The sequence below is a fragment of the Streptomyces sp. NPDC097617 genome, assembly GCF_044761485.1.
In the GTDB taxonomy this organism is placed as follows: domain Bacteria; phylum Actinomycetota; class Actinomycetes; order Streptomycetales; family Streptomycetaceae; genus Streptomyces.
The window spans coordinates 63,394-77,431 of record NZ_JBIWCL010000014.1 but is presented as its reverse complement, the minus strand read 5'-3'; the positions used below and the strand labels follow the sequence as shown (position 1 = coordinate 77,431).

Here is a 14,038-nt window from a genome sequence, read left to right as displayed (position 1 = left end):
ACGATCCGGCTGACAGGCTCGCCAGCTGGGAGGACACACGTTGGGGCAGCTGACCGGCGGGGACCCCTCTCTGCTCCGGCGCATCAATTCCGCCGTGGTGCTGCGCGCACTGCGGACGGCCGGATCGCCGACCCTCACCGACCTCACGCGGCTGACCGGGCTCTCCCGGCCGACCGTCGAGGGCGTGGTGGAGGGGCTGATCGCGACCGGGCTCGTCGTCGAGGCGGACGCGGAGGAGGGCGCGCGGCGCCAAGGCCGCCCTGCGAGGCGCTTCCGCTTCCGGACCGAGGCGGGGCATCTGCTCGGCATCGAGATCGGCTCGCACCGGATCGCGGTGCTGCTGTCCGGGCTGGACGGCCGTGTCATCGGGGCCGGTACCAAGGACGTCGCGGAGAGCGCGTCGGCCGATGAGCGGCTGGAGCGGGTGCGGGCGGCCGTCGCCGATCTGCTGCGCCGTGCCGGGGTGCCGCGGGACTCGCTGCGGGCGGTCGGGGTCGGCAGCCCCGGGATCGTGGAGGCGGACGGCACGGTCCGCCTCGGCACCGCGCTGCCCGGCTGGACCGGCCTGCCGCTCGGGGAACGGCTGCGGCGCTCGTTCCGCTGCCCCGTCCAGGTGGAGAACGACGCCAATGCGGCGGCGGTCGCCGAGCACTGGAAGGGCGCCGCTCGGGACACCGGCGACATGGTGTTCGTGATGGCGGGGCTCAGCCCCGGCGCGGGCTCCCTGATCGGCGGCCGGCTGCACCGTGGCTTCGGCGGCGCGGCCGGCGAGATCGGCGCCCTGCACCTGCTGGGCCGCGAGGCCACGCCCGAGCGCCTGCTGTCGACGACCGGTGAGCCCCTGCATCCGCTGGACGAGCCTGCCGTCGCCGAGGTCTTCGCCATGGCCCAACGGGGCGACGAGCGGGCGGTGGCCGCCGTGGAGCGGTTCCTGCAGCGGCTGGTGCACGACGTGGCGGCTCTGGTCCTGGCGATGGATCCGGAGCTGGTGGTCGTGGGCGGCTGGGCGGCCGGCCTGGACGGGGTGCTGGAGCCGCTCCGCCAGGAGCTGGAGCGCTACTGCCTGCGCCCGCCGCGGGTGGCCCAGTCCATGCTCGGCGAGGCCGCGGTGGCAACCGGCGCCCTCCGCCTCGCGCTGGACCATGTCGAGGAGGAGCTCTTCGCGGTGGAGAAGACGGTCACCGCCCGCCGCTGACCGCATCCCGCGCACCCGGCGCACCCCGTACGACGCGGAACGGCCCGGCCCCCACAGCAACGGGGGCCGGGCCGTTTCGCGTCGTCAGGACGCGACGTCGTCAGGACGCGACGTCGTCAGGACGCGACGTCGTCAGGACGCGACGTCGTCAGGACGCGACGCGCGGCTCGTGGGTGATCTCGACGTTGCCCGAGTCGCCGAAGGTGAGGCGGCAGGTGTCCGCGCGGTAGGTGGCCACCGAGACGGCCGCAGTGCCCGCGGCGGTGAAGTAGCGCGTGGTGACCAGGAGCACCGGGGCGCCGGGCAGGCGGTCCAGTTCCCTGGCGTCGTCGGCACGGGCGGAGCCGAGCTCCACGGAGCGGTCCTGGCCGTCGAGTACCAGCCGCTGCAGCTCGCGCAGGACGGCGCGGGCACGGGCCGGGCCGGCCGGGGCCTCGATGGCGGGCAGTCCCGGCACCGAGGCGGCCGGGACGTAGAGCAGCTCGGCGGCGACGGCCTGGCCGTGCGTGGCCCGGGTCCGGCGCACCGTGTGCACCGGCTGGTCGGCGGCGAAGGCGCCACCGGTGCCGAGGAGTTTGAGCACGGCGGGCGTCGGCAGCGTCTCGGCCGCGTCCAGCGGCTCCCAGCCGTCGACGCTCTCGCCGGGCCAGCTGTGCTGCGCACTGCCGACGGCCACGCCGACGCGCGGCGGGGCGACGGTGGTGCCGACGCCACGGCGACGCTGCAGCCGGCCTTCGAGTTCCAGCTGCTCCAGCGCCTGGCGCAGGGTCGCGCGGGCGACGCCGAAGCGGGCCGCGAGATCACGCTCGTTGGGCAGCACCTCGCCGACGGCGAAGTCCTGGTCGAGCGCCTCGCTGAGGACGGTCTTGAGGTGCCAGTACTTCGGCTCCGGCGCCGTTTCGAGCTGCGTGGTCCCCACCCTGACTCCTCCTGCCATCGCTGCACTCGCCGTGTGTTTCAGCGGCAGTTCCGCGCCTTTGTTTATTAAAGGTTCCTGCACTATCCCTGCGACGATAGGACGGCACACCCCCTTGGTCAAGACCAATGCTCATACCTTTGCCGGGCAGAACGGGCATACGTATCAAGCCGTTCATAGGATGTTCCCGTCGGTACAGAAGGCTTGTAGTCAAGGGCTACCGGACGGTAATCATGGCGGTAGGCATTACTGACATCCTGTCTCGCACGCGCCAACGACGAGGAGCAGCATGACCGCCACGGTCTCCTTCACGATCGATTCGCCGCTCGGCCCCCGCACCTCCACCGTCGCCTACGAGCGCAAGGGCACGGGCGAACCGCTCCTCCTGCTGCACGGCATCGGCCACCACCGCCAGGCCTGGCACCCGGTCATCGACATCCTGGCCGCCGAGCACGACGTGATCGCCGTGGACCTGCCCGGCTTTGGCGCCTCCGAGCCCCTGCCCAAGGGCGTTCCGTACTCCCTCGGGACCGTGGCTCCGGCCCTCGGGGCGCTCTGCACGGCGCTCGGCGTCGAACGCCCGCACGTCGCGGGCAATTCGCTCGGCGGCCTGCTCGCCCTCGAAATGGGCCGGAGCAACCTCGTCCGCTCCATCACCGCACTCTCCCCCGCCGGGTTCTGGACCGAGGGCGAGCGCCGCTACGCCTTCGCCGCGCTCCTCGCCATGCGCGCCGGCGCCAAGGCGCTCCCCCTCCCCGCCGTGCGGAGGCTCTCGCGCACGGCCGCCGGCCGCGCCGCACTCACCGGCACCATCTACGCCCGCCCGTCCCGCCGCCCGGCCGAGGCGGTCGTCGCCGAGACCCTCGCCCTGCGCGACGCCACCGGATTCGAGGACACCCTGGCCGCGGGTGGGTCCGTACGGTTCACCGACGACGTGCCCGGTCTGCCGGTCACCATCGCCTGGGGCACCCGCGACCGGCTGCTGCTGCGCCGCCAGGGCGTCCGCGCCAAGCAGACCGTCCCCGGCGCTCGCCTGATCCGGCTCCCCGGCTGCGGTCACGTCCCGATGAACGACGATCCGGCACTCGTCTCCCGGGTGGTGCTGGACACGGCCCGCAGCGCACGGCTCGCGGTCGCCTGACCACCCGAACCGGCCGAACCGACTGACCGACCGTAGCGGCTGAACCAACCGGCCGGCCGAACCGACTGACCGGCCATCCAAGGTGCCCGAACCGGCCGAGGCGGCCGAAATGCCAGTACAGAGGGACGAATGAGCGGCTGACGGCTGTTCATCCGCGGTTCGCGTGGGCGACGCGGCCGGGCCGGTGTGCGACGGCACGCTGGTCCGACCCGTCCTCGCCGGCCCCAGGAGACGTACCGATGGCATCGATCCCGCACACCCGACGGTCCCTCATCGGCGGATCCCTCGCCCTGTCCTCCGCGCTGATCGCCGCGCCCGCCCTCGCGGCCCCGGCCTTCGCCCGCTCCGGCCGGCCGAATGCGCTCTGGGGCGTCCAGTCCGGCGAGATCACCGCGCACTCGGCCACCGTGTGGACCCGCTCCGACCGCCTGGCGCGGATGTACGTCGAAACCTCCCCGAGCGAGGCGTTCCGCTACGCCGTACGCCGCCACCGCGGCCCGCTGCTGGGCCCGTCGAGCGACTTCACCGGGACCACCGTCCTGCGCGACCTGCCGCCCGGCCAGCAGATCCACTACCGGGTCGTCCTGACCGACCCCGACGACCCCCGCCGCAGCTCCCCGCCGGTCCACGGCACCTTCCGCACCACCCCCGTCTCCCGCCGCCACGACGTGCGCTTCCTGTGGTCCGGCGACCTGGCCGGCCAGGGCTGGGGCATCAACCCCGACCTCGGCGGCTACCGCGTCTTCGAGGAGATGCGGCTGCGCAACCCCGACTTCTTCCTCTTCAGCGGGGACACCATCTACGCCGACGGGCCGATCAGCGCCACCGCTCCCCTGCGCGACGGCAGCCTCTGGCGCAACGTCACCACCGAGGAGAAGGCGAAGGTCGCCGAGACGCTCGCCGAGTTCCGCGGGAACTTCCGCTACAACCTGCTCGATCGCAGCCTGATCGGCTTCAACGCCCAGGTCCCCGTCCTCGCCCAGTGGGACGACCACGAGGTGCGCAACAACTGGTACCCCGGCCAGCTGATCGACGACCCCCGCTACACCGTCAAGGAGGCCGACACCCTCGCCGCCCGCGCCCGCCAGGCCTTCGGGGAGTACTTCCCCGTCACCGACCTGCGCGGCGGCCGCGCCGAGGGCCGGATGTACCGCGTGATGCGGTACGGCCCGCTGCTCGACGTCTTCGTGCTCGACATGCGCACCTACCGCAACGCCAACTCCCCCGGCACCCAGGCGGAAGACCCCGTCGGCATCCTCGGCGCCGAACAGCTCGCCTGGGTCAAGCGCGAGCTCTCCCGCTCCCGCGCGACCTGGAAGGTGATCGCCGCCGATATGCCGCTCGGCATCGTCGTCCCCGACGGCGCCGCGAACTTCGAGGCCGTCGCCCAGGGCGACCCGGGAGCTCCGCTGGGCCGCGAGCTCCAGATCGCCGAACTCCTGCGGCACATCAAGCACCGGCGCATCACGGGCACCGTCTGGGTCACGGCCGACGTGCACTACACCGCGGCGAACCACTACGCGCCCGAGCGGGCGGCCTTCACCGACTTCGCGCCGTTCTGGGAGTTCGTGTCCGGCCCGATCGGTGCCGGCGCCTTCCCGGCCGGGCGGCTCGATGCCACCTTCGGCCCGCAGACGGCCTATGTGCAGTCGGCTTCCTTCGCCAACATGTCGCCCTCGGAAAACCCTCCGTACTACGGGGAGGTCGACATCGACGGCGGCAGCGGGGAGCTCACCGTCCGGTTGCGCCGCCAGGGCGGGGACGTGCTCTTCAGGCGGACCCTCCAGCCCGGGCGCGTGGGCCAGTAGCGCCCGAGGCGCGGCAGTGCCCAGGACGCGCATCCCGGAAAACTGGATGAAATCGGCCAGATGGACACTTAACCAGTCGGTCACAGATCGTTCGTGATCACGCAACACCCCTGCGCCACAGTGGTGTGCATGACTGACCGTAACCTCGCCTCCGCCCACCGTCCCCACCGCCACCACTGGCGCCGCGACATCGTCGAACTCGCCGCACTGTTCTGCGCGGTCGCGGTCGCCGACGGCATCGCCAACCTCGTCGTGCACGGCCCACGGGGCCCGATCATGCTCATCGCCTCGGCCGTCGCGCTCCTGGTGACGGCGGCCTTCCACACCTGGTGGGCGCGGCGCCACAGCCATGCACCGCCGCCGCCGCCGACCACGGTGTCCGGCGATCCGGAGCCGCTCACGCCGACCACCTCCGACACGAGCGCGACGTCGACCTCGCGCTCGACCGCGACCTCGGACTCGGACTCGGACTCGGCCTCGACCGCCAGCAGCACCGCCCTCTGGCGGATGCGCACGACCGTACGGGACGAGCCGGGCTCCCTCGCCGCCCTCTGCACCGCCCTCGCCCGTAACAGCGTGGACATCCTGACCCTCCAGGCTCACCCGCTCCCCGAGGGCGGCACGGTCGACGAGTTCCTACTACGCGCCCCGCAGCAACTGCCGTCCGCCGACCTCGCCCGCGCCATCTCCCGGGCCGGCGGTCACAGCACCTGGATCGAGCGCGCCGACGCCCACGACCTCGTCGACACCCCGACCCGGGTCCTGGGTCTGGCCACCCGCACCGCCCTGGACGCCGCCGAACTCCCCCTCGCCCTGCGCCAGCTGCTCGGCCGCTGCACGATCCACTCGATCCCGGCGACCACCCTCTCCGGCCGCCCCAACGCCGGTGCGGACGCCCCGGTCGAGGGGGTCCTGGAGGCCACCGTCATGCGGCTGCGCGACCCCTCCGGCGGTGCGATCACCGTGGAGCGGCCGTACCTCCCGTTCACCCCGACCGAGTTCGCCAGGGCCCGCGCGCTCGTCGAGCTCGACGCCCGGCTCGGCCCCCGCGTCCCTCGCAGCCAGGACGTGCTGACCCTGCCCGAGGGCAACGAGATCACCGTGCGCCGCGCCGACGGCTCCGACCTGGTGGCGGCCCGCGCCATGCACGACCGCTGCTCCGAGCGCACCCTGTCGCTGCGCTACCACGGGCCCGTCGCCGACGCCGACCGCTACCTCGGCCACCTGCTGAGCCCCCGCTTCGGCCGCACGCTCGCCGCGACCACCGCCTCCGGGAAGCTCGTGGCCCTCGGCCACCTGCTGTGGGACGGCGACGAGACCGAGGTGGCGCTGCTCATCGAGGACGACTGGCAGCGCCGCGGCATCGGGTCCGAGCTGCTGCGCCGCATCATCTCGATGGCCGTCGAGGCCGGGTGCGACAGCGTGTACGCCGTCACCCAGGCCTCCAACACCGGCATGGTCGCCGCCATGCGCGGCCTCGGCCTCCCCCTCGACTACCAGATCGAGGAGGGCACCCTGGTGATCACGGCCCGATTGGACGCCACACCCGTCAGCTCCCGGCTGCCCCACGAGCTCCCGTACGAGCAGCCGGCTCCCCCGCGCCGCCACTGAACGATCGGCCCGGACCGGGACCCTCCACGGGTACCGGCTCCGGGCGGGATCCGGCCGCACCCCGTGGGCTCCCGGGGAATCCCGCGGAATCCCGCCGGGTCCGCGGACAGCTGGATCCGGCCAAACTGCGCGTGCCCACCCCCGGCGAATTCTGCCCCGGAGCCACGAAGTCGCTTACACACGGGGCTGGTTGACCGATCCCCGCACATACGGCCGCACCCGCTCCGGCCCCCGTCAGCAGGCCGACGGCAATGGGTGATGACGGGAACACGTCCCACATACGAAGATGGCCGCATGTCAGAGATCCTCCACAACGGCAGCGCACCCCGGCTGCCCCGCCAGGTGGCCGACGCGTACGTCGACGACCTCATCGCCCTCGACCCGATCACGGGCACCTACCTCGGTGTCGCCGCGAGTTCGGGCAAGCTCCCGGACTTCTCCCCGGCCGGCCGCGCGGCCGTCGCCGAGCTCTCCCGAGAGACCCTCGCGCGACTCGACGCCGCCGAGTCAGTGCCCGGCGCCGACAGCGACGCCGAACGCCGGTGCGCCCGGCTGCTGCGCGAGCGCCTCACCGCCGAGCTCGCCGTCCTCGAGGCCGACGAGGACCTGTCCGCGGTCAGCAACATCCACAGCCCCGCGCACTACGTCCGCGAGGTGTTCTCCCTGACCCCCGCCGACACCGACGAGGACTGGGCGGCGATCGCCGAGCGCCTGCGCGCCGTACCGGCCGCCTTCGACGGCTATCGCGAGAGCCTCGGACTCGGCCTGGAGCGCGGCCTGTACGGCGGGCCCCGCGCCACCACCACCATGATCGGCCAGCTCACCACCTGGGCCGGCCAGGACGGTTCCGAGGCGCCCTTTTTCGAGGGCTTCGTCGCCTCCGGTCCGCAGTCCCTGCGCGCCGAGCTGGATGCCGCGGCCGCGGGTGCGACCGCCGCCGTCGTCGACCTGCGCGACTGGATGACCTCCGTCTACGCGCCCGCCGTCGAGGGCCGGCCGGACACCGTGGGCCGCGAGCGGTACGCCCGCTGGGCCCGCTTCTTCAACGGTACGGACCTGGATCTGGACGAGGCGTACGCCTACGGCTGGTCGGAGTACCACCGGCTGCTCGCCGAAATGAAGACCGAGGCGGCCAAGATCCTCCCGGGCGCCGGCCCCTGGGAGGTGCTCAAGCACCTGGACGAGCACGGCGCCCACATCGAGGGCGTGGACGAGGTCCGGGCCTGGCTCCAGGGCCTGATGGACGAGGTCATCGAGAACCTCGACGGCACCCACTTCGAACTCGCCGAGCGCGTCCGCAAGGTGGAGTCCCGCATCGCCCCGCCGGGCGGTCCCGCGGCCCCGTACTACACCTCCCCGTCGGAGGACTTCTCCCGCCCGGGCCGCACCTGGCTGCCCACCATGGGTCTGACCCGCTTCCCCGTGTACGACCTGGTGTCGACCTGGTACCACGAGGGCGTACCGGGCCACCACCTGCAGCTCGCGCAGTGGACGCACGTGGCGGACCAGCTCTCGCGGTACCAGGCCACCGTCGGCGTGGTCAGCGCCAACGCCGAGGGCTGGGCGCTGTACGCGGAGCGGCTGATGGACGAGCTGGGCTACCTCAAGGACGCCGAGCAGCGCCTGGGTTACCTCGACTGCCAGATGATGCGCGCGGCGCGGGTCATCGTGGACATCGGTATGCACGTGGGCCTGGAGATCCCGGCGGACTCGCCGTTCCACCCGGGCGAGACGTGGACGGTGGACCTGGCGCAGGAGTTCTTCGGCCTGCACAGCGGCCGCCCGGCGGACTTCGTCGAGAGCGAGCTGACCCGCTACCTGTCCATGCCGGGGCAGGCGATCGGCTACAAGCTGGGCGAGCGCGCCTGGCTGCTGGGCCGGGACAACGCGCGGGCCGCCCGCGGCGATTCCTTCGACCTGAAGGCCTGGCACATGGCGGCGCTGTCGCAGGGCTCGCTGGGTCTGGACGACCTGGTGGACGAGCTGTCGAAGCTCTGACGGCCCCGGTCCGCCCCGCGGCGGACGGCGTACGACGGGCGGGCCGCTCATCCCCCGGGGGTGAGCGGCCCGTCCGCGTGACGGGCGGCTCAGCAGCCGCAGTCGTCCGAGTCGGTCGGCGCGGTGAGCGGGTCGGCCCCGGCGCGCTGCTGGGCGCCCTGCCAGGTCTCGACCTCGAAGCCCTCGCGGATCCAGTACTCGATGCCGCCGAGCATCTCCTTGACCTGGAAGCCGAGTTCGGCCAGAGCAAGGGCGGAGCGGGCGCCTCCGTTGCAGCCGGGGCCCCAGCAGTACGTCACCACGGGGATGTCCTTGTCCAGCAGCCGCTCGGCCTGCTCGGGGACGAGGGCGGTGGGCAGGTGGACGGCGCCGGGCACGTGGGCCTGGTCCCAGGACGGGGTGGAGCGGGAGTCGACGAGCTGGAAGCCGAGCTCGGCGCCCTGCTCGCGGTGGGCCCGGAAGGCGGCGGCAACGTCCGACACGTCCGCGTGGAAGGCCAGGCTCGCGGCGAAGTACGCGGCTGCCGCGGCCGGGGAGGCCGGGGGCACGCGGAGTACGGGGTTGGTGGAGGCGGGGGCGGAGGAGGCGTTCTGCGTCGTCGTCATGGCCTGAAATCTATGATCCGTTGATCACCGCCGGAAGTGGATTTCCCCGGCCTTTTTCTTGTCCGGCCGGGGAATCCCCTGCTAGACCTGAACCATGACCGACTATTCCCCTGACGCCACCGACTGGCGGATCCTCGAGGCCCTCCAGCGGGACGGGCGCGCCAGTTTCACCGAGCTGGCCCGCGCCGTGTCCATGTCCGCGAGCGCCGTCACCGAGCGCGTCCGCCGGCTGGAGGAGAGCGGGATCATCACCGGCTACACGGCGGTGGTGGATCCGGAGAAGCTCGGCAAGGCGATCCTCGCGCTGGTGCGGCTGCGCTACCCGCACGGCAACTACAAGCCCTTCCACGACTTCCTGGAGTCCACCTCCGAGATCCTGGAGGCCCATCACGTCACCGGCGACGACTGCTTCGTCCTCAAGGTCGCGGCCCGCTCGATGGCGCACCTGGAGGAGGTCACGGGCCGGATCTCGGGCCTCGGACCGGTGACGACGAGCGTCGTCTACTCCTCTCCCCTGCCCCGCAGGCCGCTCAGTCCGTGAGCGCCGCCGTCCGGTGGCGCACCACCGAGCCGCCGCGCTGCTTGACGATCTCCAGCTGGGCCTGGACCCGGGTCCGCAGGTCGGCGACGTGGCTGACGATGCCGACACTGCGGTCCCGCTCGCGCAGCGAGTCCAGGACGTCGAGCACCTCGTCCAGGGCCTGGTCGTCGAGGCTGCCGAAGCCCTCGTCGATGAAGAGGGTGTCGAGGCGCATGCCGCCCGCCTCGTCGGTGACCACGTCCGCGAGGCCGAGGGCCAGGGCGAGCGAGGCGAAGAAGGTCTCCCCGCCCGACAGGGTGGCGGTGTCCCGCTCGCTGCCGGTCCAGGCGTCGACCACGTGCAGTCCGAGGCCGGAGCGCCCGCGTCCACTCGCCCGCACGTCGGAGTGCACGAGGGTGTAGCGGCCGCCGGACATGCGCAGCAGCCGTACCGTCGCGGCGGCGGCCACCTGCTCCAGCCGGGCGGCCAGCACGTAGGCCTCCAGGCGCATCTTGCGCTCGTTGTCGGCGGAGGTGCCCGCGGTGAGTCCGGCCAGCCTGGCCACCCGGCCGTAGGCCTCGCGCAGCGGGCCGAGCGCGCGCAGTTCCTGCTCGGCCTGCCGGGAGAGCCGGTCCAGTTCCGTACAGCGCACCCGGGCCGCGTCGGCGGCCGACCCCGCAGTACGAAGCTTCGCCGCGGCCGAGGCCGCATACGCCTCGGCCGCGTCCGGTGCGGCCGGGGGCAGGGCTGCCGCTTGGGCGGCGCCGCTCTCGCCGCGGCGGTCCACCAGCAGGGTCTCCTCCGTCTGCCAGGCGTCCAGCCGGTGTTGGAGCGAGGTGCGTTCGTACTCGGGGAGCACCGCGTCGGCGGCGGCCTCGATGGTGTCGAAGCCGGCCTTGAAGGCGGCGTCGGCGAGCTGGTCGTCGGCCTCCTTCAGCCGGGCGGCGGTGCTCTCGGCGCGGCGCAGCGAGGTGGCCGCGCCGGAGACCATCCGGACCCGGTCCTCCAGGGTGCGGGCGCGGGCCGCGACGGTGGGCGCGCCGTCCCGTACGAGGGCGAGTTCGGCCTCCAGCCCGGCCTGTTCGCGGTCGAGGGCCTCGCGCCGGGAGGCCCTGGCGGCGGCGCGGGTCTCGGCGCCCTGCCGGTCGGCGCTGCGCGCGGCGTGCTCCCGCTCGGCCCGGGCGAGCTGCTCACGGGCGGTGTGCAATGCGGCGGCCGAGGTGTGGGCGGCGCCGTGGCGGGCACTCAGGTCGGCGGTCAGGTCGAGGAGTTCGGCGGTGGTGGCCTCCCCGGCGGCGGCCGCGGCCTCGGCGCGGGCCTCCTGCGCGGCGGCGAGCCTGCGCTCCACGGCGGCCCGGGCCTGCTCGGCCCGTTCGAAGAGGGCGTGGGCGGCGTCCTCGGCCGCACGGTCCACGTGGCCGGGGGCCGGGCGGGCCGGAGCGGGGTGCTCCGCCGATCCGCACACGGTGCAGGCCTCTCCCGCCACCAGTGCCTCGGCGAGCTCGGCGGCGATACCGCGCAGCCGGGCCTCCTTGAGCTCCAGCCAGCGCTCCCGGGCGGCGGCCGACTCCTCGCGCACCGTCAGCAGCTCACGCCCGGCGCGCTCCGCACTCGCGTCGAGCTCGTCCCGTCGGCGTGCGGAGTTCAGCTGCATGCGGGCGGGCTCCAGCCGGCCCGCGAGCTGCTCGGCCAGGGTCGCGGCCTGCTGGGCGGCGTCGGCGCGTTCCTGCAGGGCGGTCCGGGTCGCCTCCCAGCCCTCCAGCCACTCGGCGGACTCCTGGTGCTGCTCCTCGGCAGCCCGGGACTCCCGTTCCAGGTCCGCGCGTTCGCGGCCGATCTCGGCGCTGCGCTGCTCGGCCCGCTGGGCCGCGCCGAGCGCGCCGAGGGCCTCGCGCAGCCGCTGCTCGACGTCACCCAGCTGCTCGGCGCCCGCCTCCTTCAGCGTGGGCGGCAGCTGCGCCCGGGCGGAGGCCTCGGCGTGCGCGGCGGCGAGGTGGGCGGCCGAGGCGGCGCCGCGCAACTCCAGGGCGGGGGCCACCAGGGCGCCCCGCCGGGCCCGGTCCAGCAGGCCGCGCACCCGGTCCCGTTCGAGTGCGGAATCGGCAAGCAGGGCGGCCCGGCGGACGGTCTCGGCATGCCGGCGCTGCAGCCGGTCGAGCTCCCGCGCGTCCTCGGCGGCCAGCCGGGCGGCGGCGTGCCGGCTCTCGACGGCGGCCAGGGCGTACGCGGCGACGTCGAGGCGCTCGCGGGCCGCGCACCGGGCGACGGCGGCCCAGGCCCGGACGGCTTCGGCGAGACCGGGATCGCCCGGCTGGTGTCCGGGCATGGGCCAGGCCCGCAGGTCGGCGCTGTCCCCGGCGGCCTGGGCGAGCCTCTGCGCGGTGTGCAGCACCTTCTCGTCGCCGGCCCGGACCTTCGTCTCGGCGGCCCGGCGGCGTTCGCCGAGCAGGGCTTCGACGGCGGCGAAGCGGCGGGTGTCGAAGAGCCGGCCGAGCAAGCGGCCGCGGGCCGCCTCGTCGGCGCGCAGGAACCGTGCGAACTCCCCCTGCGGCAGGAGTACGACCTGGCAGAACTGCTCGCGGCTCATGCCGAGCAGCTGCTCGATCTCCTCGCCGATCTCCTGGTGGGAGCGGCTGAGCGGCTCCCAGCCCTCGCCGGTGTGCTCGCGCAGTCGGCTCTGGGCCTTGTCCTTGGTGGTGCCCGTACCGCGCTTCTTCGGGCGCTCCTGTTCGGGGCGGCGGGTGATCTCCAGGCGGCGGCCGCCGGCGGTGAGTTCGAGGGTGACCTCGGTCGGCGTGCGGTCGGCGGCGTGGTCGCTGCGCAGGCTGGTGCCGGGGGCCTGGCGGGGGCCGGGCACGGAACCGTAGAGCGCGTAGCAGACGGCGTCGAGCACGGAGGTCTTCCCGGCGCCGGTGGGTCCGTGCAGCAGGAAGATCCCGGCGCCGGACAGCGCGTCGAAGTCGATCTCCTGGGGATCGGCGAACGGTCCGAAGGCGGTGACGGCCAGCCGGTGGAGCCTCATCGGTGGGTCTCCCGGTGGCTGTCGTCGGCGCGTACGTCGTCGAAGGCGCCCTGGAGGACGGCTCGTTCGGCCTCGTCCACGGGGCTTGCACCGCGCACGTGGGCGACGAAGTCCTCGGCGATCTCCTGGTCGGTGCGGCCGCGCAGCCGCTGGGCGTAGGAGGCGCCGGTGTCCTCCTGGCGGCCCTCGGGGTCGAAAGCGAGGGTGAGGGTGTGCGGGAAGCGGGCGGCGAGCCGGGCCATGGGGTCGTCGGGTCGGACCGGGTCGGTGAGGGTGGCTTCGACCCAGGCGTCCTCGTGCGCGTGGTGCGCCGGGTCCTCCAGCAGGTCCTCCAGCCGCCCGCGCAACCGGGCGAGGGCGCGCGGTACGGGGGCATCCACGCGCTCGGCGCGGGCGATCTCGCCCCGCGCGCCCAGCTCGATCAGCCACATGGTCTTGCGGTGGTCGGCCTCGGAGAAGGAGTAGGCGAGCGGGGAACCGGAGTAGCGGACCCGTTCGCCGATGGTCTGGCAGCCGTGGAGGTGGCCGAGGGCGGCGTAGTCCACCCCGGCGAAGACGGAGGCGGGCACGGCCTCGACGCCGCCGACGGTGATGTCGCGCTCGCTGTCGCTGGCCTGCCCACCCGTGACGAAGGCGTGCGCGAGGACGATCGAGCGGGTGCCGGGCGGGCGGGCGGCGAGGTCGGCGCGGATGCGGTCCATGGCGACGCCGAGCACTGCTTCGTGGCTCACCTTCTCCGCGCCGAGCTGGTCCTTGACCAGGGCCGGCTCCAGATACGGCAGGCCGTACAGCGCCACATCACCGTGTACGTCGGTCAGTACGACGGGGTCGGCGCAGCCGGCCGGATCGGTCCGCAGGTGGATCCCGGCCCGGTCGATCAGCCCGGCGCCGACCCCGAGGCGGCGCGCGGAGTCGTGGTTCCCGGAGATCATCACGGTGGGCACGCCGAGGTCGGCGAGGCGGTGCAGGGCCCGGTCGAACAGATCCACGGCGGGCAGCGGGGGCACGGCCCGGTCGTAGACGTCGCCTGCGACGAGGACGGCGTCGACCTCGTGCGCGCGCACGGTCTCGATCAGGTGGTCGATGAAGACCGCCTGGGCTCCGAGCAGATTGACCCGGTGGAAGGCCCGACCGAGGTGCCAGTCGGAGGTGTGCAGGAACTTCACTCGCCGGCCCCGCCGCACATGCCGTCTCCCCCTGGTCGTCTCCCGCTCGCCGAACC

General features: G+C 73.8%; 10 protein-coding genes. 6 read left to right on the top strand and 4 right to left on the bottom strand.

Annotated features, from left to right (window positions below; genetic code table 11):
• Positions 1–40 precede the first annotated feature (40 nt).
• Positions 41–1,195: an ROK family transcriptional regulator gene (locus ACIQZO_RS22400; RefSeq protein WP_403628665.1), complete on the top strand. Its 1,155-nt coding sequence runs from the start codon at positions 41–43 to the stop codon at positions 1,193–1,195.
• 148 nt (positions 1,196–1,343) lie between these two features.
• Here ACIQZO_RS22400 and ACIQZO_RS22395 read toward each other — a convergent pair whose 3' ends face one another.
• Entirely contained in the window at positions 1,344–2,114 is a 771-nt protein-coding gene (locus tag ACIQZO_RS22395; protein ID WP_403628663.1) for a GntR family transcriptional regulator, read from the bottom strand.
• Between the two features lie 286 nt (positions 2,115–2,400).
• Here ACIQZO_RS22395 and ACIQZO_RS22390 point away from each other — a divergent pair, with 286 nt between their 5' ends.
• The 4 genes from ACIQZO_RS22390 to ACIQZO_RS22375 all read left to right on the top strand — a co-directional run bounded on the left by ACIQZO_RS22390 (position 2,401) and on the right by ACIQZO_RS22375 (position 8,669).
• Complete coding sequence (locus ACIQZO_RS22390) at positions 2,401–3,252, top strand: alpha/beta fold hydrolase (RefSeq protein ID WP_403628660.1); 852 nt, start codon at positions 2,401–2,403, stop codon at positions 3,250–3,252.
• 239 nt (positions 3,253–3,491) lie between these two features.
• Positions 3,492–5,060, top strand: coding sequence for an alkaline phosphatase D family protein (locus ACIQZO_RS22385; RefSeq protein ID WP_403628658.1), 1,569 nt, complete (start codon positions 3,492–3,494; stop codon positions 5,058–5,060).
• A gap of 129 nt (positions 5,061–5,189) precedes the next feature.
• On the top strand, positions 5,190–6,671 hold the full coding sequence (locus ACIQZO_RS22380; protein ID WP_403628655.1) for a GNAT family N-acetyltransferase: 1,482 nt from the start codon (positions 5,190–5,192) through the stop codon (positions 6,669–6,671).
• Positions 6,672–6,965: 294 nt separating this feature from the next.
• The gene (locus ACIQZO_RS22375) at positions 6,966–8,669 is read left to right on the top strand and encodes a DUF885 domain-containing protein (protein ID WP_403628652.1); all 1,704 of its coding nucleotides are present in this window, start codon (positions 6,966–6,968) and stop codon (positions 8,667–8,669) included.
• An 89-nt stretch (positions 8,670–8,758) separates the two neighbouring features.
• Here ACIQZO_RS22375 and ACIQZO_RS22370 read toward each other — a convergent pair whose 3' ends face one another.
• A complete protein-coding gene (locus ACIQZO_RS22370; RefSeq protein ID WP_403628650.1) occupies positions 8,759–9,274 on the bottom strand; it encodes a rhodanese-like domain-containing protein in 516 nt (171 codons plus the stop codon).
• A gap of 94 nt (positions 9,275–9,368) precedes the next feature.
• Between ACIQZO_RS22370 and ACIQZO_RS22365 the strand changes: the two genes are divergently transcribed.
• Entirely contained in the window at positions 9,369–9,815 is a 447-nt protein-coding gene (locus ACIQZO_RS22365) for an Lrp/AsnC family transcriptional regulator (RefSeq protein WP_403628647.1), read from the top strand.
• Here the strand turns inward: ACIQZO_RS22365 and ACIQZO_RS22360 are convergent.
• Together ACIQZO_RS22360 and ACIQZO_RS22355 are read right to left on the bottom strand one after the other, a co-directional pair.
• Positions 9,805–12,816, bottom strand: a complete 3,012-nt coding sequence (locus tag ACIQZO_RS22360) for an AAA family ATPase (protein WP_403628644.1) — start codon at positions 12,814–12,816, stop codon at positions 9,805–9,807. The two genes, ACIQZO_RS22365 and ACIQZO_RS22360, sit on opposite strands and share 11 nt — an antisense overlap.
• Positions 12,813–13,982 (bottom strand): exonuclease SbcCD subunit D, encoded by a 1,170-nt coding sequence (locus ACIQZO_RS22355; protein WP_403628641.1) that lies wholly within the window; start codon positions 13,980–13,982, stop codon positions 12,813–12,815. The genes ACIQZO_RS22360 and ACIQZO_RS22355 overlap by 4 nt, the downstream gene beginning before the upstream one ends.
• Positions 13,983–14,038: the final 56 nt, after the last annotated feature.